The organism is Corynebacterium sp. EPI-003-04-2554_SCH2473622 (genome assembly GCF_001665955.1).
Lineage (GTDB): Bacteria > Actinomycetota > Actinomycetes > Mycobacteriales > Mycobacteriaceae > Corynebacterium > Corynebacterium pseudodiphtheriticum.
On the sequence record NZ_LZMN01000040.1, the window covers coordinates 1 to 20,987 of the forward strand.

The following is a 20,987-nucleotide window of genomic DNA, read 5'->3' on the forward strand; positions in this document are numbered from 1 at the left end:
GCGTCGCGCTGATGGTACTGCACTCGGGAGGGTGTGGGAGAGTAGGTTGCTGCCGACACTATATAATTTCATGTTTGGTTGTTTGGCCCGTGGTTGGGTGCACCCTGGTGGTGCATTCAACCACGGGCCACAAACATATCCAGACCCATTTTGTTGAAGATATATTTCGCGGTGTGCTAGCTGAGTTGCTGTATGTCTCTAGAGTCTGTATCAGGTATTCTCAAACAAACCACAGACTATAACAGCTCTCACAACTAGGAGTTACCGTGGACCCACTATCTGGAATTCTTCTGCTTGTCATGGGCGTACTCGCAGGCATCATTAATTCTGCTGTTGGATCCGGTTCGCTCCTTACCCTCCCCGTATTGCTCGCGTTAGGAATTCCACCCGGAGTAGCAGTTCGCACCAACACTATTGGAATGATGTTTGCATCCTTCGGGACGGTATATGGATTTCGCCGTGAGATTGCGCGTGAATTCCCTTACCTAGCACCGATGATCATCGCGACTGTGCTCTTTTCCGCCATTGGCTCGTTGCTGCTCTTAGGTGCTTCTGCGCGAGCCCTTGACTTTGTGATTCCAATTTTAATTATCTTTGCGCTAATCCTAGTCATATTCCAACCGCACATCGTACGGGGTCTTTCCCAGTGGAAAAACAGATCCAGTCATAGCAGTCGCCAAAACACAAACATTCCGCCACTGTACGAACCCATAGGTACGCAGTACCGCAAACCCGCCTTAATAGCCCCCATGGGTTTAGCAGCGATGTATGGCGGTTTCTTCACAGCCGCGCAAGGCATCATCTACATGGCAATCTTAGGTGTTGGCACCGGACGCTCCTTTAAAGACGTAAATGCAGCGAAAAATCTGCTATCGATGATCGTCAATGTCACCGCGGCCTTAGTCTATTTCGCAGCTTTTGTATTTTTTGGTGCTGACGTTCTTTGGTTTGGTGTATTGATTCTGGCGATCGGCGGCTTAGCCGGTGGGTTACTCGGGGCACGGATCGCTAAGAAAGTTTCTAATCGCGTTCTCAAAGGCGTTATTGTGCTTGTGGCCGTTGTCGCGTTGGTCCGTCAGTTTATTTAGGTTCTTGACCGTTGCGCCCGCTTAATCCAGGTGCAATAAATCCATCCGCGTTTTCTGCACGTCTTCTAGCCTCTCGATATTTTTTTGCAGTTTTGCCCATTGTTCATGTGGGATCGAGGTTCTCGCGACACGTACCACCTCCGGGTCCGGTGTGCCCCAAGCAATAGGCATCGGGCTAATCTGTGCCCAAGTATCCGGACCTGAAGAATTACGTTGCAAACGCCCCGTGACTGCTGCGACCGGAATCTGCGCGCCCTTCTTTTTGTGCTCAAGACCGGGAATATTGGAGACTGTCCGTAGCGCCAGCGCGGGGCGTGGTTCCGCATTCGGATCGGTGGCTGAATTCACCAGCGCCATGATCACCATGTCTCTCTCATTGACTTTTGCGATTACCGCCGGTGCTAATGGGTAACGGTCATACAGCTGCTGTGCTGTGCCTACCTTTCTCGAGCCTGCGACGCCGACTATCGCCATCATTATGCCGAATAAGCCTAAACCGAGCCCCACAGTAATGCTCCATATAGGTTGCACGAATACCGCAACGAGGATTCCAGCGATGAGCAGTATTCCGCCGAGCAACAACCCAGATACCAATAGCCGCCGCGAATCCCGCAACATTTCGTTATGCTGTTTCGCGAAAGCCTCGTCGACGTCGAATTTGAATACCTTCATTTTCATGGCTTACTCCTTAAAATAATCGTCTTTGGAGGACGGACTGGCTTGTGCCGTCAGGTGTGCGGAGGGGTAAATAAATTTATAGCTGCAGTTGGGCTAGAAACTGCCTTAATCTTCCAGCATTCCTAAGCTTGGAATGTCGTCTGCGTCGACTAACCTGTAGGCATAGCCCTGTTCAGCTAAGAATCGCTGCCGGTGCAGCGCGAAAGTTGCATCGACAGTATCTCGGGTGACCACCGTGTAAAAATATGCAATTTCGCCGGTAGATTTCGGCCGCAACAACCTGCCTAGCCGTTGGGCTTCCTCTTGCCGGGAACCAAACGTACCCGACACCTGGACAACGACGGCGGTGTCCGGCAGATCGATTGAAAAATTCGCTACCTTTGATACCACCAAGGTTGTAATTTCACCCGTGCGGAATTGCGCAAATAGTTTTTCTCGTTTAGCCGCAGACGTTCGCCCATCAATGAGTGGGGCTCCGGTGCGTCGAGCGAGGGTTTGTAATTGATCAAGGTATGCACCAATCAATAAAGTCTGCTTGCCGGAATGTTTGTTGAGGATCTTGTCGACGACCTCGAGTTTTACCTGCGAGCAAGCTGCCAGGCGGTAGCGGTCTTTCGACGAGGCAGTCGCATACTCCATTTTTTCGCTACTCGGCATATCCGCGCGGACTTCGATGCACTCTGCGGTGGCAATAAAACCCTGTGATTCTAATTCTTTCCACGGGGCGTCGTACCGCTTGGGTCCGATTAATGAGAAGACATCGCCTTCGCGGCCGTCCTCCCGGATTAAGGTTGCTGTTAGTCCTAAACGCCGCCTTGATTGTAGGTCCGCAGACATTCGGAATACCGGTGCTGGTAGCAGATGTACTTCGTCATAGATGATTAATCCCCAATCCCGCGAATCAAATAACTCTAGTGCACGATATTCGCCCTTCGTCTTGCGGGTGACCACCTGATACGTGGCGATAGTAACCGGCTTGATTTCCTTCTTTTCGCCTGAATACTCGCCGATTTCTGCGGGCTGCAGGCTGGTACGCCGGATAAGCTCATCGCGCCACTGGCGCCCAGCGATCGTGCTGGTTACTAGAATTAAAGTCGTCGCCTGGGCTTTCGCCATTGTTGCCGCGCCTACCATCGTTTTCCCTGCGCCACATGGCAGTACCACTATGCCTGATCCGCCTTCCCAGAATGATTCGGTGGCGTAACTCTGGTAATCACGCAGTTGCCAGTCGACGGTTTCTGTGGATAAAGAAATTGGGTGTGCTTCGCCGTCCACGTAACCCGCAAGATCCTCGACGGGCCAGCCGACTTTCAGTAATTCTTGTTTGAGCCGTCCACGCTCTGAAGGTGGGACTGAAAACGTGTCATCATCAATGCGCGCTCCGAGCATTCCGGCAATGGTGCGGTGCCGGGAGACCTCTTCGAGTACGGTTCGCTCGGTGGTTTCTAGAATGAGCCCCTGGGTGGGGTGATTTTGTAGCCGTAAGCGACCATAGCGCGACATCGTTTCAGCGGTATCAACCAGCAGTGATTGCGGAACCGGAAATTTTGAGTAAGTTTCCAGCACATCGACTACCTGCTCAGCATCAAAGCCGGCGGCACGCGCATTCCACAAAGCCAAGGGGGTAATTCGGTAGGTATGTACATGTTCGGGAGCTTTCTCTAATTCCGCAAAAGGCGAGAGCGCAGCCCGTGCGGCATCTGCTTGCGGGTGGGAAATTTCAAGCAAACAAGTTTTATCTGATTGCACGATCAACGGGCCATCGCCAAAAGACACGAATGTTGCTCCTTTCTCGAACATACAGTCTTTTCTATGGTACTAGCCTGCGAGAAGTGCTGGGCTGCGGCGGATCAGATGGTTTCTAATAGACTGGCAACTAGCATCACCGTTACGCACGGGTTAATGTGCAACCAAGCCGTAGTAAAAGTTCGATGCGAGTAGCAGTGCATAGTCTGAGGGAGGAAAACAATGCCAGGAGTGTTCGATGCAGTTGTCGAGTGCCAACGCTGCCACCACGTAGGGTTTGCCGATCCAGCACAGGGCTGCGCCGAGTGCGGATATGACAAAGTCTCTATCTTGGTGGCTTAATTTTTCTTGTTCTTCGGGCGCAAGCTCGGTGACTTTAGCAGTGCTGTTCTGGAGCTTAGTCCGTGAGCAGTTATTCCGGAACCAACTAGTCCGAGCTAGCGATATCGACGATCCGGTGTAACGGGATCCGTCGCACGGCCCCGTCCTCGGCGACGCTGATATCGACGTTGCCGCCAAAAATTGACAATACAGTGGCTCGGACTTGTTGACGCTGTCCGGATTTATTGGCGTAGCCAACCGTGACAGTTCGGCCGCTGCGTTGAGCAAACTCCACCGTATTGCTGATTTCCGCGGTCGAAGTGGCAGACATCGGGCTCATCGGTGTTGGTGCCACCGGCTCTTCTGTGGGTGATGTGCTTGATTCCGTTGATCCTTGGAGGGATTTCGAAGAAGCGGACGTGGTTTCGTCGGCGGAAGAAGTTGCAGAAGCACCACCGTCTCCTGTCCGCAGCTTGTCGACGAGACTAGCAATCCGTGTAGCATCCGCGCGTGGAGCCGATGCCGCCTTAATGCGTGGCTGTGGCACCCGAGCGGGGCTGTTCCGGATGTCGACTCCATGTCCGTTGCTGTCCTCTGCTATCGCGTAAAAACTGTGCTCTGATAGCAGCTGCACGACTGATGCCACTGGTCTTTGTGAAATCAGCACGGTAGGAGCAATGCGATGGACGGCAATTTCTGCAGCAACCGCGGAATGCTCTAGCAGGTCTAGCGTTTCCGGATCTTCACAGCGTAGGTAAGACACTGCGGGACCAGTGCGTAAACCACCATGATGGCGGGCAAGTTCATGAATCACCGAGATTATGGAATCTGGCACTGTCGTCAAGCTGTGGGCATGCAAAAAATTAATTATTTGTTTGCCAGAGCGCCCCGCATCCAGTCCGCGGCGTATGGATGATTCTGCTATCCGATACAGACTGGCTAAGCCTGGCGATTCCAGATCTGCGATCAGTTCCAGTTCAGTGCGCACCGCATTCTCCAGCGGCCCGGGACACATGATCGTGAAATCAGCTTGTACGATGAATTCACTTATCGCCGTCGGGCAGAGCTCGCGGGTTGCAACCACTACCGCATCGTCGGGATCTTTCGTACCGGAAGTTTTCTGGTCCTGGGGGTCTAGCTGTGCAGCTGAGGGGGCGCTGTTCTCGGCGTAGTCGTCGGCAAGCAGAGCCACCGCGGGGCGACTCAGGCGGCCATTACTGATGGCACCGACCCATTCTGCTTCCCGTAGCAACGGGGTGAGGTGTACCTGGGAGTGCGGGGTGATCAACTTGGGGTAGAGAAATAGTAGATCCTGCCACAGTTCCGGTTCGCTCACGGATCCCTGGGCACTGCTGCGTACAAGGCCTTGTAAAACAAGTCGACGAGAAAACGCTAGGCGATGTTGACTAAATTCCGGGTGCAACAGCCTATGATGGCCGTCTGCACGGGATGATTGCGCGGTTGTGCTGCTGGTATCCGGTAGTAAACCCCACCATGCCCAAGGTGAGTTGATCCACCCGCGCAACAACATTGCCCATCTGGTTGCTAAATCAGATTCCTGCCAGTCATCGGCGCGGCGGGTGGGGGCTAAGTAATTGCCTTCACCTGCGGTAGGCAATGGTTTCGGCTCTCCCGTGCCGAGCAATCCGGCGCTGTAGGCGAGCGCGACCGCACGATAGACATTGGCGGTCGTGAAGTCTAGCTGCTGCGCAAGCAGTTTGCTGCTGCGTTGCCCGAGACCACCGTTTTTCAGCATGGGTACTGGGCTTGTGCCCAAGTACTCAAGCAAGCTGGAGACTGCCCGGCAAGCTTCCAATCCGGCTGCGGTGGCGCTGGAATCTGTGCTGTCCTGTGCGGACTCGGAGAAATTTGGCTTGGGTCCGGAAAGATAATGCGCAAGACAAGCAGCGTCGTCATCCCATAAGCGGGAAGAGATTCGTGAGGAAGGCAACAACTGCAGATCGGTGGCTGGCAAACCGCTGAGGATCCGATTCACTGTGAGTGGTAGTGAGACGGTGGAGTCGGCGACCACGCGGAGTACTCCGGCACTGATCATTTGCGTGATCGGGTGTTCCGGATCGGTGCTTTGCGCGTGCTTCGTGGTACCGAGACCGCCACCAGCGTGGATGCGACGCAGGATTTCTTGATGTTTCGCAGGTAGCTTGTCGACGACGTCGCTGGGCAACGATGGCTGGTGCAATAAACGATCACGCTGGTTTAACAGCGTGTTTATGCGTGCGGGCACCCACAGTTGCTGCGTTGTGCCATCTGTATCTGCGGCAGAGCTGTTCTTTGCCACCGGATAGGGAAATACCAGCGCGCGGTCGTGCAAGTGCAGTAGTACTTGTGAGAGTAGGTCGGGACCTGTGTCTTCGCTGTTCTGGGCCGGCTTGTCGACGCCAGCGCTGCTGCGTGTATCGGGAGCAGAAGCGTCGGCAAGCGATAGCTGTTTCTGGTGGGCATGGCGTAGCTGGGTGTCTGCTAGCTCCGCGACTAACTTCGTGTGCGTTACCGGTTTCGTATGTGCCCCGGCTGCTAGGAGCGCTTCGATGACCGCTAGCTCAATGGAGTTACACTGCTCGAGTGCTCGCGCTAACGATGCCGGGAGTAGTAGCCTGTGGGCTAGTGTGTGCAGATCGTTTGGCTGCGGTATCGCGGTATCGGAGCGGGCTTGTAAAACTTTGGTGAGCTGGGATTTTGTCCGGGTGCGTAGCCATTGTTCGATAAGCGGCGCAGGCGAGTGAGTGATTGGGTGATCAGCCATAGTACTGCTAGATTTTACTCCGCTAAGTGCTGCGGGGGTCCCGCTTACTTTTTGCGGGAATTTTTGGCACAATGAGGTTTATGGCAAACGTAGAAAAAATCAACCCCGCATGGCCGACTCACCTGGAAGACGGTGATCACCCGGTCACTGAGTTACATTCGAAATTGACCGGCGCTTCCAGCCCATTCGGCGATGATCTGGTGCTGCCGATTCCTGCCGAAAAGTTGAACTACGTGCACCCGTATACGCGCATTAACAAATAATTAGTCAGCACGGTTCGCGCCTACATTGTGTGCTCGCAGCTGTGCCAGTTTATAGATGGCAAAGACCGTCAGTCCTAACTTCGCTAGGACTGACGGTCTTCATCTATCGCTGTCGTTATGGCGTAGGCCAAGCAGCCAAATGGCGGCTGTGGCCAAATCTTCGCGTTTTTTTTGGGGGGGGGGCTAGCGCAGGTTCAGGATGGAATCGATGGCTCCGGCGTTAGCTTGGTAGAAAGACTCCAGGCTTGGGGCGCCAGCGATAGCGCCTTTAGCCTGTGCTAATGCGTGTTGGTAAGCGTCTGCAATTGGTGCAGGAATTGCCAAGCCGTAGTTGGCCAAAGCGGCTTCGATGCGCTGGTAGAGGTCATCGATAGCTTGGAATTCATTGCCCCCAGTTGGGGCAGCGGCTGCGCGCTGGCCAGCGTACTGTGCCGGCTGAGCTGGTGCCGGTGCAGGAGCTGCCGCAGCACCGTTTGGTGCGCGGTCCAAGTTAGGAGCAGAGTTCAGACCGAGCTTGGCTGAGCACGCTGGCCATGCTCCCCAGCCTTGTCCAGCCAAGGTGCGCTCTGCGACCCAGATTTGCTGGGATTTTGTGGCCTGGTGCGCAGCGGGGGCGAACTGTCCACCGCCGAATGCGTGCCAGGTGGAATTGGTGAACTGCAGGCCACCGGAGAAACCGTTTCCTGTGTTGATGGACCAGTTGCCGTTGGCCTCACACTCGGCCAAACGATCCCAGTCTGAGATTGGGGCAGCGTTGGCAGCTGGGCTGAACAGTGCAGCGGAAGCGCCAACTGCGGCGGTGGCTGCTGCAAGTTTGGTCATGCGCTTGTTCTTTACGTTGCTGTGGCGTCCCATTGGATTTCTCCTTGTGCCGCATACTAAACCCGGGTGTAACGATTGTTGCACTGATCGTGTTGCACTGATCGTACCGGTCGTGTCGCGCCCTGTTCGGGTTTGTAGTGCGGTCTTGTTTGTGGCAGGTGCGCGATGGTGACCGTGTGCCTGCTTAGAAAGCCTAGCGATTTATAACGAATGTGTCACGCTTTGGCGCAAATATGGACACGAGATCGTGAAACATGTGGTGAAAGTTAATTGAATCGCCTGAAAGCTGCAGGTAATGAATGTGTGTGAAGTATCCCATAGTGTTTTGCTGCTTGGGTGCCCTTGCGGGTTGTCTTTGACGGCTTGTCGTTATCACAGACCTGTAACCTGCGGGCAAGATCACCTTGGCAAAAGGTTGGTGGGCTAAAAGCATGCCGGATATAATGGAGCCTTTACGCTCACTAGCTGGCGCATGGAGAAATTTTAGAACCTGAACATGCAGGCGGCGTGAACGCGCAACAACGGTAAACAACACAACAACTGTGAAGGTGGTGACGATCGTGCCGATCGGAAAAGTGAAATGGTACGACGCAAAAAAGGGGTTCGGGTTTGCTTCTAACCCAGGTGAAGACGATGTTTTCGTCGGCAAGAACGTGCTTCCTAATGGCGTCGATGAACTTCTGCCAGGGCAGCGCATTGAATTCGACTTCGCAGCCGGCCGGAGGGGGCCACAAGCGCTCCGCGTAAAAGTACTCGACAATCCACGGCGCAAAGCTGGTATCGCTCGCAAACCGGAAGAACTACACTCGCTGGTTTCTGATGTCATGACGGTGCTGGAAAGCCAGGTGCAGCCGGCTTTGGAAGATGGCCGCTACCCCGACCGCAAGACTGGGCGTCAGGTTTCGGAGATCTTGCGTGCTATTGCAAAGGATCTGGACGCTTAACAGCCCCCACAGCCTACTGCTCCGGTGCTGGTTTTTGTGCTGCTTCTTCATCCAGCGTGGAGATTGACCAGACAACCGAATATGGGGTCTCTTCGCCGGCATCATCGGTGCCAACTAGAACCGTAGAAATTTCCACGACGAGTAGGCGGGCGTCTTCGGACGTGCCGGGAATTTCTACGGAATCGGTGTCATAGGCGCCGTGAAAAATTTGATCGTTGGCGGTGGGGTCATCGTAGATGCGCAGTACCCGCCAGTCCGAGCTATAAACTTCCTCCGGAATGTCGATGTGCAGGGTTTCATTTGCGTCGACAAGCAGCTCGTCGACCTGCCCCTCTGGGCATTCTTCACCTAATTCGCAGACCAGATACGGGCTAATTTCAGCCTCACGATCACCGACGCTGGCATGGAGCGTGATCTCATGCGGATCTGCGCTTGGTCGGTTCTTCCACCAATTTTGGAAAACTAACGCAGCAACCGCGACCACCACGACCGCGACGATGAGTACCAACACCTGGATCAGCGATTTTCGCTTCGCTTCTTTACGGGTAGCCATGCCCCAAGTTTACTTTTCACTGGTGTGGGTTTTGTGCAACGGGCACAAACTCAACCTCATATAAATCCGGCCACCGCTTACCAGCCAGAAAGAAATGGCTACTCTTTTCGTGGAAAGCAATTCCGTTGAGTACGTGATTAGGGTCTGGGGCTGCATTGTTGTCTAGCTCGGAAGCATCAATCACCGCATCAACTTCGCCTGTATCCGCCGAAAACCGAATGATCTCATCAGACAAAAATATATTCGCGTAGACGGAATCACCTACGCATTCCAACTCATTAATCTTGCCGACGGGAACACCACCGGCAGTTACACGTAACTCTCTTCCGATCAGCGGTTCAAAAGTTTCCGGATCCCGCTTGGTAATGGTATTCGAGCCATCGGAAACCAGTAGCTCTCCTTCGCGCGCACAGATGCCCCAGCCCTCGCCGTCATATTGGGCGCGTCCAATTTCTTGCAAAGTTTGTGGATCGCGCTGAATTGCCTCACCAGCCTGCCAGGTTAACTGCCAAATAGAATTTCCACTGTGAGTAGTAGTTATGCCCTCGCCGAAAAATTCGTCGGCAAGCTCAGCTTGTTCGGTGATCTCATGTGAGGCTAAGTCGGCACGATAAATACGCGATTGCCCCCATTGTCCGGTGCCTACTAATAAGGAACCGTTGTCGTCGAATTCTAAACCTTGTGTAAAGGATTCGGTGGAAAATGGGTAGACGGCAAAGACTTGGGGGACCAAACGCTCTATCGAGCTAGCAGCTAGTGAATCTTGGAGAATTGACTCCTGGGACGGCTGGTTTGCAGTCGTCACCGCGGGGGATGTCTCTCCAGAGGTTTTCTTGGTTTGGTTTCTAGGGCTGTCATCGGAGGTACTGCAGCTTGCTGCCAACATGATTGCAGTAATGCTTAGTGCCACCGCGGAGCGTCGGTGCCGTGAAAATATTTTCCGGTGCTGACCACGCTGGGCGTCAGCTGTAAATATCCTAAGGGGACCCATGTCGTTTATTGTGCCGTATGTGGTTCATAATGGGGGACATGACAAGACCGCCTTCACAACCAGCGCACTCTGCTACAGGTCAGAACGCAGATACTGCAGCAGGTAAGAACCAGCACAACGCGATGGGGCAATCCACAGCCAATACAGCTAATGCGCAGACTGAGCGTGGGTTCCTGGATCGTTATTTCCACATCAGCGAACGTGGCTCCACGGTCCCAGGCGAAATTCGCGCCGGGGTCGTGACCTTCTTCGCGATGGCCTACATCATTATTTTGAATCCACTGATTTTGGGGACTACCGAAGATGTGGAGGGCAATGTCCTCGGCATTCCACAGGTAGCTGCAGTTACCGCATTGGCCGCGGGTGTGATGACGATCCTGTTCGGTATCATTGCGAAGTATCCGTTCGGGTTCGCCGCGGGGCTAGGCATCAACACTTTGGTTGCTGTCACCCTGGTGATGGGAGAAGGTCTCACCTGGCCACAAGCAATGGGCTTAGTGGTTATCGACGGAATCATCATTGTTATTTTGGCGGTTACAGGCTTCCGCGAAGCCGTATTCCATGCCATTCCCGCTGCTATGAAATCGGCAATTGGTGTGGGCATTGGTTTGTTCATCACCATGATCGGCATGGTGGATGCCGGTTTCGTGCGCCGTATTCCGGATGCTGCTGGCACCACCGTTCCGGTGCAGCTCGGCATTGACGGGTCCATCGCTAGTTGGCCCACCTTAGTTTTCATCATTGGTCTGCTGATCTGTGGCTTTATGATGGTCCGCGGAATTCGTGGTGGCTTGTTTATCGGCATCGTCGCCACCACCGTTATTGCCGTGATCGTTGAGGCCATCGCTGAAGCGGGGCCATCGGTGGATGATGCAGGAGAGTCGCACCCCACTGGCTGGAATCTTGCGGTCCCTGCCGTCCCGGATTCGTTGGGTGGTATGCCTGATTTATCTTTGGTGGGCGCTATTGATCTAGTCGGAGCGTTTACGGAAGTAGGCGCGCTGGCCGCTACGCTGCTGGTATTCGCCCTAGTGCTGGCAAATTTCTTCGATGCAATGGGAACCATGACTGCACTGGGCAAACAAGGCAAACTCGTTGATGATGCAGGTAACCTGCCGAATCTGAAAAAGGCTTTGGTAGTTGAAGGCTTTGGTGCCGTGCTTGGTGGCGCGACTTCGTCGTCGTCGAATACGGTTTATGCTGATTCTGCCGCCGGTGTTGCTGATGGTGCGCGTACTGGCTTGGCTAATGTTGTCACCGGTTTGCTGTTTTTGGCCGCGATGTTTTTGACTCCGCTGTATGAGATTGTGCCAATGGAGGCTGCTGCGCCAGTCCTCGTTGTCGTTGGTGTGTTGATGATGGGGCAGGTGAAGGACATTGATTGGGACAAATTCCATATTGCGCTGCCTTCGTTCTTGACGATCCTCGTGATGCCATTTACGTATTCCATTGTCAACGGCATCGGTGTTGGTGTCATAGCCTTTACGATGATGAGCTTATTTGCAGGTAAAGCGCAGAAAACTCACTGGATCATGTGGCTGCTGTCCGGGCTATTTGTGGTCTTTTTTGCAATCGAACCATTGCGCGCCATCGTCGGCTAGCGCTTAATACGAACCCTGCAGGACGCTGTTGCGAGGTACCATCTGTTTATGTTGGAACCCCAAGCCCCGCAGGTGATAACGCTTGCCGACGCGCAAGTAGACGATCCTCGTTTAGCTGACATCCGCCAGCTCAACCATCCGCGCCTGCGCCCGGACCGCCAGCCCCGGTTGGAGATTGATTCATCTGGCGACTATATTCCGGCATCCCGGCCGTCGGTAATTCTTGCCGACGGCGCGCTCCCAATTGCTCGGATGTGCGGTACCGATTCAGCGGTGACCCCGGCCGCTATTTTCGGGCGTGCCGAAAAACTACAGAAATTCGCCACTGATTATCCGGAGCAGTGGAGCAGAATTGCGCAGTTAGGCATTCCGGTTTATGAATTACCGGCAGTATTACTGCGCGATGTTGTTGGCTTCGAGCTGCACCGTGGATTGCTGGCAGTTGCGCTGCGACCGGACAGCGTAGAACTGGGCACAAAATCGGCAGAAGAGATTCTCGCGCCTGCCCGCACTATCGTGGTGTTAGAAGGTGTTGGCGATCCAGACAATATCGGCGCGATTTATCGCTCTGCTGCCTCATTAGGAGCAGATGCGTTAGTTTTTGGTGCGGGTTGTGGTGACCTCTGGGATCGTCGCGTAATTCGGGTATCCATGGGGCAAGCGCTGCGAGTTCCCAGCGTGCGTATACCAGGTGGTTTCAGTAACTGGCATCATGGTTTAATTGATCTGCGTAATCAAGGGTTTTATGTCACTGCGTTGAGTCCGGGGGCGCAGGCAGTGCAATTACGTGATGCATTAGTGGGACCCAGCGGTAACAGGCGTGAAAAAGTGGCGCTGTTGCTTGGAGCGGAAGGTCCTGGACTGACTCCGCATGCAATGAACGCCGCCGATGCTTGCGCGGTTATTCCGATGGCTGCAGGGGCTGATTCACTCAATGTTGCGGTGACTGCAGCCTGCTGTCTCTACGAGCGCTGGCGCGGTTAACTATGGTTTTTGAATCAGGAATCGCGGTCGAGGTGGCGCAATTGCTCCCGGAGCTTAGCCCAACCGGTCTGTGTTTGCTTTGCCGCAGCTTTCGTTAGCTTGCCGACGATGCGCGCGGTGGTTGTCGCACCAGTCATAAATGTGCCGGTGATGGAAGACTGCGCATTTTGTGCTGCGTGATCTTCGTAGTCATCGTAGTTCTGCGTGCTCGAGCTTTCTGCGCCAGCGGTAGATCCTTTGTTTTTGCGAACACTCGGTTTTGTAGCAGATAGGGAGTGTGCGCCTCCGTGATGGCCTCGGGCAAATTTTGGTTCTGGGCGGCCGTCCAATGCGAATCCGACCACGTCAATATCTGGCCCTTCGGAAGAAAAATCCACACCCAGCCAGGCCTTGTGTGCGTCGGCAAGTAAATCTTCTGGGGCAAAAGGCAAGGCGATGCCGCCTAACTGTGGGCTGCGCTGTCCAGCCCACAGGGGCGCTTCGAAGCCGTCAGGCAGGCCTTCGTTTTCGAAAGTTGCGTAACGGGTGGCAGTGAGACTGCGGTAGAGCTCGCCGTCGTGCCAGTGTGCGATGCCACCGAAACCGGTTTCGCTGTTAAAAGCAAACGCGTAGATGTCGGAAGCTGGTAAGGAAGCGCGCAGCTGGGGGGATAACTGAGACAGCTGTAATGCGTCATCAATGATCGTTTGCACTACCGTGATTCCGGGGTAGGCACCGATATAAAATTCCTCGGCAGATACTTGTGCTGAACGGTTCAGCGGAAATTGTCCAAGCAGCGTAATCGGTGCAGATGGATACATCTGCGCGAGGTACTTTCTGCCAAAACCTCGGTCGGCAACGGGGCAATGCGAAAGAATATCCCCAGGTTGCTCCGCGGTATCGAGAAACCAAATGGTGACGACGGCGGAGCGGTCTTCCGGTTGCGAACCATCAGAAAGAGGATCCGGAGTGCCTGGATGGCGGGGCTCATACTGTGTCATTGGGGGTCACCTTCGGTGCAAAAGTTAATGAGTCAACGCTGAGCGTGATTAGCGGCGTGGTCGTTTGGTGTTGGCACGTACGCCGAGCAATACATCTTCCCAATGCGGGGTTGTTGCTTTGCGACGGCGTTTTTTCGGCGTGTCTGTTTCAGGATGTTGCAAGAATTCCTCGCCCTCTGTTTCTTTGGTCTCTTTAGCAGAGGTAGCGCGTTTGGAATCTTCACGGGGCTTATCGGTGGTATCAGTGACGACGGGAATGTCGTCGCGGGTGTCTTTGTTGTCCTCGTCGTCTGCCGAATTTTCCACAGCGTTGCGGGAGGTATCTGCGGTCTGCAGTGGATGTGAGGATCCGCGCTTGCGTTTTTTGTGTGCAGCTAATTCATCGTCCTCGAGAGGATCACCGGAGATGATGCCGTCGAATCCTGCGTTAAAGGCATCGCGGGCATTCTCGTCTACCCGCTGTGTACGCGTTAAGGAAGTCACTGAACGCACCGGTTGGATAAAGTCCGGGTCCACTAAATCTGCGGCTACAGAGTTGCGGGGTTCGACGGTGTCTGCCGAAGTAGGGTGGCGGTGGAACAACCATTGCGCGGAATTCTGCGATAACCCAGCTGTCCAGGTGACTTCGATTGTCCATGGCTCACCGTTTACGCTTCGGTGCGCGTCCCAGTGGGAGTCTGCCAGCGAATGTCCGCGTGCGGCGAAAGCAGTGGCCAGGACCTCCCACAGGCTAAGACGATCCGGGCCGCCGTCGCGTACTGGGTGGGCTTGTTTGGCGAGTTCTGCGATACGTTCGCGTTCTAGAACTACCGGATGTGCGAAAGGTTCTACGCGGGATATGTCTACGCCCATTTCGTCGGCAAGTTCTTGTGCACTGGCACCGGCACGAATGCGCTGTTGGATTTGATTCGGGCGCATCGACATTGGTTGGTTGCGGGAACGGTCACGGTCGGGCATGCCACTGCCAGCTGAAGAACCAGTGGGAACCACGTGCGGCACCTGCGGCTTCGATTGTCCCTGGCCCGGGGTCGAATTGGCATGTTGCTGGCTTTCGTGGCTGTTTTGCGCGGCAGAATCTTGCTGCTCTGCGGTGTCAGGAACCGCGGTTAGGTTTGCAGCACCAGCGTCGGCACCGGCACCAGCACCGGCGTTGTTGGCAGTATCGTTTTCTGCTGGTGCTGGTTGCTCGTCATTTTGCCCTTGCCCGGTTGTCGTGTTGCGCCCGGTTGTCGCGTTGTCCTGCGAGCGTTCGTTTTGCGCGTTAGAGGCGGTTGGGTCTGTTTGGTCGATAATCGTTACAGAAGAACCAGCGGAATCAGATGCACCAGCAGCTTGCGATTGTGTTTTATGTACGCCTAAAGCACGTAGCAACTCATCGCTGACTGGAAGCTCGAAACTCTGACCAGACTCGTCGCTTAAGTACAAAACAGAGGCACGCGGGTCGTGGCCTTTGAATGCTAACTGGTGCATACCTGACTCCTTAGTGTGCAGTAGCTGCAGAGAATCCTACCGGTTCTCACTACCGTTATCGAGAATATAATCGATAGCGCGGGTGAGGACAGAGATGTCGCCGGGCTCAATTGCCGGGAACATGCCGACGCGCAGTTGGTTTCGTCCAAGTTTGCGGTATGGCTCCACATCCACGATGCCGTTGTTGCGCAAATTTTTTGCCAGTTGTGCTGCGTCAACGGAGTCATCGAAATCGATCGTGCCGACGACGAGAGAGCGGGCATCTTCTTCGCCAACGAACGGGGTGGTTTCTTTTCGCTGGGTTGCCCAGTCATACAGAATTCGCGCAGATTCTTGGGTGCGATTTACCATGCCAGCTAAACCACCGTTGGCGTTCATCCATTTGATCTGTGCATCAAGCATGAGCAGCGTGGCGACAGCCGGTGTGTTGTAGGTTTGGTTTTTCCGTGAATTATCGACAGCTGTCTGCAAGTCCAAAAATGCGGGGATGAAGCGCCCAGATTCTTTGATTTCCTTGATGCGTTCGATCGCGGCGGGGGAGACGATGGCACACCACAGCCCGCCATCGGAAGCGAAACATTTCTGCGGTGAGAAATAGTAGACGTCGGTTTGCGCAATGTCGACAGCGAGACCTCCGGCGCCAGAGGTGGCGTCTACGACGACGAGTGCATCGCTATTTTCCGGCCGGGTTACGGGCACCATTGCGCCGGTAGAGGTTTCGTTATGCGCCCATGCGATGACATCGCAATCTTCCATGTCTTGTGGCTCGGGAGCGCGGCCGGGCTCTTCTTTGATGATGGTGGGCTCATCCAGCCAGGGGGCCAGCTGTGATGCCTTGGCAAACTTCGCGGAAAACTCCCCGAAGCTTAGGTGGCCAGACTTGTTCTTGATCAATCCGTAGGTTGCGGCATCCCAAAAGGCTGTCGCGCCACCAACAGACATGATGACTTCGTATCCTTCTGGGATGTTGAACAGCTTGGCTAACCCTTCGCGGATACTCCCAACCACATTCTTTACCGCCGGTTGTCGGTGAGAAGTGCCGATAATATTGTTGGCTCCGTCGACGACGGCTTGGATCTGGTGTGGCTGAACCTTGGATGGGCCACAGCCGAAGCGTCCATCAGAAGGGATTAAATGCTCGGGCAAAGTGAGTTGGTTCGCAGAATCCATGTCCAACAATGGCCTTTCCTGATAACGACGGCGTATTCAGTCACGTCTAGCAAGATCTAGCGTGCTCTATTCACTATATGCTGTGAAGAACTCAGACGTGGGTAGGGGCTGGAGTTTTGGGCCACTAGAGCGGAAAGAATGTTGATGGCGTCACATAGTTTGGTAGTATGAGTGTCACCAGGATGCGGCTCACATTGACCGTGTCCACCGTAGGTGAGTCGTTTTCCGTATCATCGAACATTGCGATTCAACCAATTAGCGAAAGGTTCATTGTGGCTTCTGACAATAATGACAAGGCTGTACTTCACTACCCTGGTGGTGAGTACGAACTGCCAATCGTTAAAGCAACTGAGGGCAACTCAGGTCTTAGCCTGGGGAAGATGCTCGGCGAAACGGGGTATGTAACTTACGATCCGGGCTATGTATCTACAGGTTCGACTGAATCTAAAATCACCTTTATTGATGGTGATGAAGGAATTTTGCGCCACCGTGGTTACGACATTGCGGACTTGGCTAACAACTGTAGCTTCAATGAAGTTGCTTATCTGCTGATTAAGGGCGAGCTGCCGAATAAAGAGCAACTCGATTCCTGGAATGATGATATTCTGCGCCACACTTTGTTGGATGAGGATTTCAAGGCGCAGTTCAATATCTTCCCGAGGGATGCACACCCAATGGCAGTGTTGGCATCTTCCGTTAACATTCTGTCGACCTATTACCAAAATGAGCTGAACCCACTGGATGAAAAGCAGCTGGACAAGGCTACCATTCGCCTGTTGGCTAAGGTTCCTATGCTGGCCGCATATGCATACCGGGCTTCGCAGGGTAAGCCGTACATGTACCCAGATAACTCTCTGGATCCAGCCTCGAACTTCCTGCGCATGATGTTTGGCTACCCAACCGAGAAGTACGACGTAGACCCAGTCTTGGCTAAGGCGCTGGATAAGCTGCTCATTCTGCACGCTGATCACGAGCAAAACTGTTCTACTTCCACCGTACGTATGGTTGGTTCGGCGCAGGCCAACATGTTTGTTTCGATCGCTGGCGGTATTAACGCTTTGTCTGGCCCATTGCACGGTGGTGCCAACCAGGCCGTTCTGGAGATGTTGGATGACATTCAGAACAACCATGATGGTGATGCAACTGAGTTCATGAACCGCGTGAAGAACAAGGAAAAGGGCGTTCGCCTGATGGGCTTCGGTCACCGCGTGTACAAGAACTACGACCCACGCGCGGCCATCGTCAAAGAATCCGCACATGAGATTCTGGAACACTTGGGCGGCGATCCAATGCTGGATTTGGCTATGAAGCTTGAGGAAATTGCTCTTAACGACGATTACTTCGTTGAGCGTAAGCTGTATCCGAACGTCGACTTCTACACCGGCCTGATTTATCGCGCCATGGGCTTCCCAACGGACTTCTTTACCGTTCTGTTTGCCATGGGTCGTCTGCCGGGATGGATCGCCCAGTACCGTGAACAGTTGACTGAGCAGACGAAGATTAACCGTCCGCGTCAGATTTACACCGGTGAGAGCCGTCGTGACGTCCCATCACTGGATCAGCGCTAAACCTTCTGCGTGTGGCAGGCGCGTCATTCCTGGCTAACGCCTGCTAAACGCCTAGGCTGGATCTAGTTCCGCTAGGTCCAGCTTTTTTGGCTGCCGCTTTCCATCGTTGAAAGGTATCAGCACATCCGCTGTATAGAGCAGTGCTGACTATTCCGGTCAGCGAGAAGATATTTCCCAGTTTGCAAGGAGAATTATGGCAATGGAAAAACCCGAGATTCAAGAGTTTTCGGGCCCAGCACCGGGTGATCTCGTTTCCGAGGACATCGTTGTTGGAGACGGACACGAGGCAAAGCCGGGATGCTTTGTTGAGGTGCACTACGTCGGAGTCGATTACGAAACCGGCCAGGAATTCGACTCTTCCTGGGATCGTGGGCAGTCCATTGAATTCCCGTTGCAGGGTCTGATTGCCGGGTGGCAAGAAGGCATTCCTGGTATGAAGGTTGGTGGCCGCCGCCAACTGATCATTCCGCCAGACAAAGCTTATGGGCCTGCAGGCGGTGGGCACCCTCTGTCTGGCCGCACTTTGGTTTTCATGATCGATTTGTTGTCAGTCAACGAAGAAAATTAAATTAACAGGTGCGCGTGAGGCGCCGGGGATCGCAGTTGCGATCTCGGCGCCTTTTTGCGTTCGCTGGCATTATGGGAACTATGTCTAATCCACAGCCTATGCCGACTTTTGATTTGAATGATTCCGCCAGCATGCCGCAACTCGGTTTGGGGACCTATAAAATTTCTCCAGACAAAGTTGAGTCAATCGTGCGGACAGCTATCGAACTTGGCTACCGACATTTTGATACCGCACGAATTTACGACAATGAAGAAGCCGTCGGGCGAGCTTTAAACGATGCTATTAAAGCTGGTGATGTTACTCGTGAAGAACTGTATGTTGTCAGCAAACTTTGGCACGACCAACACGGTAAGGCAGAAGCAAAACAAGGTTTTAGCGATTCATTACGCAGACTGGACGTTGGCTACCTCGATAATTTCTTAATCCATTGGCCGTACCCTCAGGGTGGCAAATACGTCGAAACCTGGGAATCGCTCTTAGAGATTAGCGAGACTGATGAACTAGTTTCCGCAGGTGTCGCGAATTTCAATGCAGAACACCTCGAGAAGTTGGTTGCAGCGACTGACAGTGCGCCCAGCCTCAATCAGATTGAATTACACCCAGGCTTTCATCAGCCAGAGCAGCTCGCTGCAAATCAGAAAATTGGTACCAGGGTAGAAGCGTGGTCGCCATTAGCTCGCGGTATTGTCTTGCAAAACCCACAGTTGGAAATGATTGCTGAACGCGTTGGGGCGTCCGTGGCCCAAGTCGTACTGCGCTATCTGTTGGACAAAGAGATATCTGTCGTGCCAAAGGCCTCGTCCCGTGAACGGTTGGCAGAAAATGCTGGCGCGATCGATCTACGGCTTCTGCCAGAAGATGCGACAACCATTGATGCCCTAGCGGGCATGCCCGGTTTCGGTCGAATCTTCGGTGATCCTGCTACGTTTCCGGATCAGGCATAGAGCTTTTAGTGTACGGCACGGGGGGCTTTAAGCTTTCAGCGTACCGGGGGGGGGATTTCGACATTAGCTCGGCTTTTATTCTGCGAAGTCTGGGTAGCAGCATTCCTGCGAGCTCAGCTCTGTCACAGAAAGTTTGGTCACATGGTGGTGTGGTCTATCTGTATGAATGCTTCACGGGGGATGGTCTGAAAATTGATTCCTGCAGGTAGGTATATCCAACGGGGGTAATTTCCTTCATGAAACCTTCCTGTGATGGGGGCCAAGTTATTCCGGTCACTGTAAGCAAGGTAACATGTACTTCGCACCAAAGTCTTGCCCGTATTCATGTGCGGGCAGTGTTTCACAGTGAAGTGAACAGGAATGTGACGTGGAAACGTCGCCCAGAAGTAATAGGAGAGATTATGGCAGGAGCTCCTTCCAATAACCCCCGGCGTAAAGCTACGTCTGAAGAATTTATTGCGATGAGCAAATCAGAAGAATTTGCCGATCTGAAAACCCGTTTCCGCGGGTTTACGTTCCCCGCGATTATTCTCGCTCTGTTGTGGTTTTTCGCATACCTTGTGGTCGCCACGTTCTTCCCAGAAGCCATGGCCCTTGAGGTTGGCGGCGGCTTCAACATCGGGCTGGTGCTTGGCATTGCCCAATTTGTCACGACGTTCATGATCACCTGGATGTATGTGAAATTTGCTAATAAAAACCTGGAGCCGCGTCAGTCGGCCATCCGTGAGAAAATGGAGGGCTAAGCTATGTTTTCCGCTTCGCTTGCACAGGCAAGTACAAACGTGACCACCGTAGCCCAGGCAGCAGCTGAAGAGGGCCTTGATGCGGGTAACCCGTTGATCAATATTGCCGTTTTTGCCGGCTTTATCATCGTCACCATGGCGATCGTGACGCGCGCTGGTAAGACCACTTCAGAAGCTTCCGACTTTTATACCGGTGGTGGACAGTTCTCCGGACGCCAAAACGGTTTGGCGATTTCGGGTGATTACCTATCTGCGGCGTCATTCCTCGGCATTGTCGGCGCAATCGCATTGTATGGCTACGACGGATTCTTGTATTCCATCGGTTTCTTCGTAGCATGGTTGTTTGCGTTGTTGCTGGTTGCTGAACCAATGCGTAACGTGGGTCGATTCACCATGGCCGACGTACTTTCGTTCCGGTTACGGCAAAAACCTGTCCGTCTGGCCGCTGCTATCGCCACAGTATTCGTTTCGCTGTTCTACTTGGTTGCGCAGATGGCTGGTGCCGGTTCACTGGTTTCGGTTCTTCTTGGACTGGATCAAAAAGTGTGGTGAAGCCACCACCAGCAGCGATAAAGGTCAAGATAATCATGACAACTACAGCAGTAACCAGCAAAACAGCTTTAATCATCTGCACATAGGTTGTGCCCTTCATTCCGCCGATTAGCACGTATGCGGTCATAACCGCACCGACGATACCGACGGTAATGTACTGCCACACTTTTTGATCCAGTCCAAGAAGAACCGAAACCAGTGAACCGGCACCAGCCATCTGCGCAACCAAGTAGAACT

At 53.7% G+C, this 20,987-nt stretch carries 18 protein-coding genes and 2 pseudogenes; 10 read left to right on the forward strand and 10 right to left on the reverse strand.

The features are described from left to right. Positions 1 to 266: 266 nt before the first annotated feature. On the forward strand, positions 267 to 1,088 hold the full coding sequence (locus A5774_RS03860; RefSeq protein ID WP_064833470.1) for a sulfite exporter TauE/SafE family protein: 822 nt from the start codon (positions 267 to 269) through the stop codon (positions 1,086 to 1,088). A gap of 21 nt (positions 1,089 to 1,109) precedes the next feature. Here A5774_RS03860 and A5774_RS03865 read toward each other — a convergent pair whose 3' ends face one another. The 3 genes from A5774_RS03865 to A5774_RS03875 form a co-directional block, all read right to left on the reverse strand. Beyond that, positions 1,110 to 1,760 carry a DUF3239 domain-containing protein gene (locus tag A5774_RS03865; RefSeq protein WP_064833484.1) on the reverse strand — a complete coding sequence of 217 codons (651 nt, stop codon included), beginning with the start codon at positions 1,758 to 1,760 and terminating at the stop codon, positions 1,110 to 1,112. A gap of 111 nt (positions 1,761 to 1,871) precedes the next feature. Continuing rightward, positions 1,872 to 3,542, reverse strand: coding sequence for a DNA repair helicase XPB (locus tag A5774_RS03870; RefSeq protein WP_064833486.1), 1,671 nt, complete (start codon positions 3,540 to 3,542; stop codon positions 1,872 to 1,874). Between the two features lie 397 nt (positions 3,543 to 3,939). After that, positions 3,940 to 6,597, reverse strand: coding sequence for a helicase-associated domain-containing protein (locus tag A5774_RS03875; RefSeq protein ID WP_023019809.1), 2,658 nt, complete (start codon positions 6,595 to 6,597; stop codon positions 3,940 to 3,942). A gap of 80 nt (positions 6,598 to 6,677) precedes the next feature. Between A5774_RS03875 and A5774_RS03880 the strand changes: the two genes are divergently transcribed. Further along, positions 6,678 to 6,860 (forward strand): hypothetical protein, encoded by a 183-nt coding sequence (locus A5774_RS03880; protein ID WP_021352193.1) that lies wholly within the window; start codon positions 6,678 to 6,680, stop codon positions 6,858 to 6,860. A 183-nt stretch (positions 6,861 to 7,043) separates the two neighbouring features. Here A5774_RS03880 and A5774_RS03885 read toward each other — a convergent pair whose 3' ends face one another. Further along, complete coding sequence (locus A5774_RS03885) at positions 7,044 to 7,715, reverse strand: resuscitation-promoting factor Rpf1 domain-containing protein (RefSeq protein WP_023019807.1); 672 nt, start codon at positions 7,713 to 7,715, stop codon at positions 7,044 to 7,046. Positions 7,716 to 8,242: 527 nt separating this feature from the next. On the opposite strand from A5774_RS03885, the gene A5774_RS03890 reads away from it, so the two are divergent. Next, a complete protein-coding gene (locus tag A5774_RS03890) occupies positions 8,243 to 8,626 on the forward strand; it encodes a cold-shock protein (RefSeq protein WP_023019806.1) in 384 nt (127 codons plus the stop codon). Positions 8,627 to 8,639: 13 nt separating this feature from the next. Here the strand turns inward: A5774_RS03890 and A5774_RS03895 are convergent, their stop codons facing one another. Further along, positions 8,640 to 9,179 (reverse strand): DUF2771 domain-containing protein, encoded by a 540-nt coding sequence (locus A5774_RS03895; protein WP_021352190.1) that lies wholly within the window; start codon positions 9,177 to 9,179, stop codon positions 8,640 to 8,642. 16 nt (positions 9,180 to 9,195) lie between these two features. Next, complete coding sequence (locus A5774_RS03900; RefSeq protein ID WP_064833472.1) at positions 9,196 to 9,984, reverse strand: glutaminyl-peptide cyclotransferase; 789 nt, start codon at positions 9,982 to 9,984, stop codon at positions 9,196 to 9,198. Between the two features lie 308 nt (positions 9,985 to 10,292). Here A5774_RS03900 and A5774_RS03905 point away from each other — a divergent pair, with 308 nt between their 5' ends. Next, on the forward strand, positions 10,293 to 11,771 hold the full coding sequence (locus tag A5774_RS03905; RefSeq protein WP_064833474.1) for an NCS2 family permease: 1,479 nt from the start codon (positions 10,293 to 10,295) through the stop codon (positions 11,769 to 11,771). Positions 11,772 to 11,819: 48 nt separating this feature from the next. Further along, positions 11,820 to 12,755, forward strand: coding sequence for an RNA methyltransferase (locus tag A5774_RS03910; RefSeq protein ID WP_064833476.1), 936 nt, complete (start codon positions 11,820 to 11,822; stop codon positions 12,753 to 12,755). A 14-nt stretch (positions 12,756 to 12,769) separates the two neighbouring features. Here A5774_RS03910 and A5774_RS03915 read toward each other — a convergent pair whose 3' ends face one another. The 3 genes from A5774_RS03915 to serC are packed head-to-tail and all read right to left on the reverse strand — an operon-like array spanning position 12,770 to position 16,375. Beyond that, positions 12,770 to 13,735 (reverse strand): hypothetical protein, encoded by a 966-nt coding sequence (locus A5774_RS03915; protein WP_064833478.1) that lies wholly within the window; start codon positions 13,733 to 13,735, stop codon positions 12,770 to 12,772. Positions 13,736 to 13,783: 48 nt separating this feature from the next. Next, positions 13,784 to 15,205, reverse strand: coding sequence for a septation protein SepH (gene sepH / locus A5774_RS03920; protein WP_064833480.1), 1,422 nt, complete (start codon positions 15,203 to 15,205; stop codon positions 13,784 to 13,786). 36 nt (positions 15,206 to 15,241) lie between these two features. Continuing rightward, positions 15,242 to 16,375, reverse strand: coding sequence for a phosphoserine transaminase (serC, locus tag A5774_RS03925; RefSeq protein ID WP_023019800.1), 1,134 nt, complete (start codon positions 16,373 to 16,375; stop codon positions 15,242 to 15,244). A gap of 272 nt (positions 16,376 to 16,647) precedes the next feature. Here serC and A5774_RS03930 point away from each other — a divergent pair, with 272 nt between their 5' ends. From A5774_RS03930 to A5774_RS03950, 5 genes and pseudogenes are all read left to right on the forward strand, one after another. Beyond that, on the forward strand, positions 16,648 to 17,943 hold the full coding sequence (locus tag A5774_RS03930; RefSeq protein ID WP_024272653.1) for a citrate synthase: 1,296 nt from the start codon (positions 16,648 to 16,650) through the stop codon (positions 17,941 to 17,943). 199 nt (positions 17,944 to 18,142) lie between these two features. Beyond that, complete coding sequence (locus A5774_RS03935) at positions 18,143 to 18,511, forward strand: FKBP-type peptidyl-prolyl cis-trans isomerase (RefSeq protein WP_021352181.1); 369 nt, start codon at positions 18,143 to 18,145, stop codon at positions 18,509 to 18,511. A gap of 80 nt (positions 18,512 to 18,591) precedes the next feature. Further along, complete coding sequence (locus A5774_RS03940) at positions 18,592 to 19,455, forward strand: aldo/keto reductase (RefSeq protein ID WP_336314048.1); 864 nt, start codon at positions 18,592 to 18,594, stop codon at positions 19,453 to 19,455. A gap of 401 nt (positions 19,456 to 19,856) precedes the next feature. Next, entirely contained in the window at positions 19,857 to 20,198 is a 342-nt protein-coding gene (locus tag A5774_RS03945; protein WP_023019797.1) for a DUF485 domain-containing protein, read from the forward strand. Positions 20,199 to 20,201: 3 nt separating this feature from the next. Continuing rightward, positions 20,202 to 20,741: pseudogene (locus A5774_RS03950) on the forward strand (cation acetate symporter); the annotation flags it as partial. On the opposite strand, the pseudogene A5774_RS10855 reads toward A5774_RS03950, so the two are convergent. Beyond that, positions 20,734 to 20,987: pseudogene (locus tag A5774_RS10855) on the reverse strand (cation acetate symporter); the annotation flags it as partial. The pseudogenes A5774_RS03950 and A5774_RS10855 sit on opposite strands and share 8 nt — an antisense overlap.

What these genes read in the sequence shown, in the direction of transcription:
- A5774_RS03865 (WP_064833484.1), bottom strand. Translation starts at nt 1,760, where the DNA reads ATGAAGGTATTCAAATTCGACGTCGACGAGGCTTTCGCGAAACAGCAT.
- A5774_RS03875 (WP_023019809.1), bottom strand. Translation starts at nt 6,597, where the DNA reads ATGGCTGATCACCCAATCACTCACTCGCCTGCGCCGCTTATCGAACAA.
- A5774_RS03880 (WP_021352193.1), top strand. Translation starts at nt 6,678, where the DNA reads ATGGCAAACGTAGAAAAAATCAACCCCGCATGGCCGACTCACCTGGAA.
- A5774_RS03885 (WP_023019807.1), bottom strand. Translation starts at nt 7,715, where the DNA reads ATGGGACGCCACAGCAACGTAAAGAACAAGCGCATGACCAAACTTGCA.
- A5774_RS03895 (WP_021352190.1), bottom strand. Translation starts at nt 9,179, where the DNA reads ATGGCTACCCGTAAAGAAGCGAAGCGAAAATCGCTGATCCAGGTGTTG.
- A5774_RS03905 (WP_064833474.1), top strand. Translation starts at nt 10,293, where the DNA reads ATGGGGCAATCCACAGCCAATACAGCTAATGCGCAGACTGAGCGTGGG.
- A5774_RS03910 (WP_064833476.1), top strand. Translation starts at nt 11,820, where the DNA reads ATGTTGGAACCCCAAGCCCCGCAGGTGATAACGCTTGCCGACGCGCAA.
- A5774_RS03915 (WP_064833478.1), bottom strand. Translation starts at nt 13,735, where the DNA reads ATGACACAGTATGAGCCCCGCCATCCAGGCACTCCGGATCCTCTTTCT.
- sepH (WP_064833480.1), bottom strand. Translation starts at nt 15,205, where the DNA reads ATGCACCAGTTAGCATTCAAAGGCCACGACCCGCGTGCCTCTGTTTTG.
- serC (WP_023019800.1), bottom strand. Translation starts at nt 16,375, where the DNA reads ATGGATTCTGCGAACCAACTCACTTTGCCCGAGCATTTAATCCCTTCT.
- A5774_RS03935 (WP_021352181.1), top strand. Translation starts at nt 18,143, where the DNA reads ATGGAAAAACCCGAGATTCAAGAGTTTTCGGGCCCAGCACCGGGTGAT.
- A5774_RS03940 (WP_336314048.1), top strand. Translation starts at nt 18,592, where the DNA reads ATGTCTAATCCACAGCCTATGCCGACTTTTGATTTGAATGATTCCGCC.
- A5774_RS03945 (WP_023019797.1), top strand. Translation starts at nt 19,857, where the DNA reads ATGGCAGGAGCTCCTTCCAATAACCCCCGGCGTAAAGCTACGTCTGAA.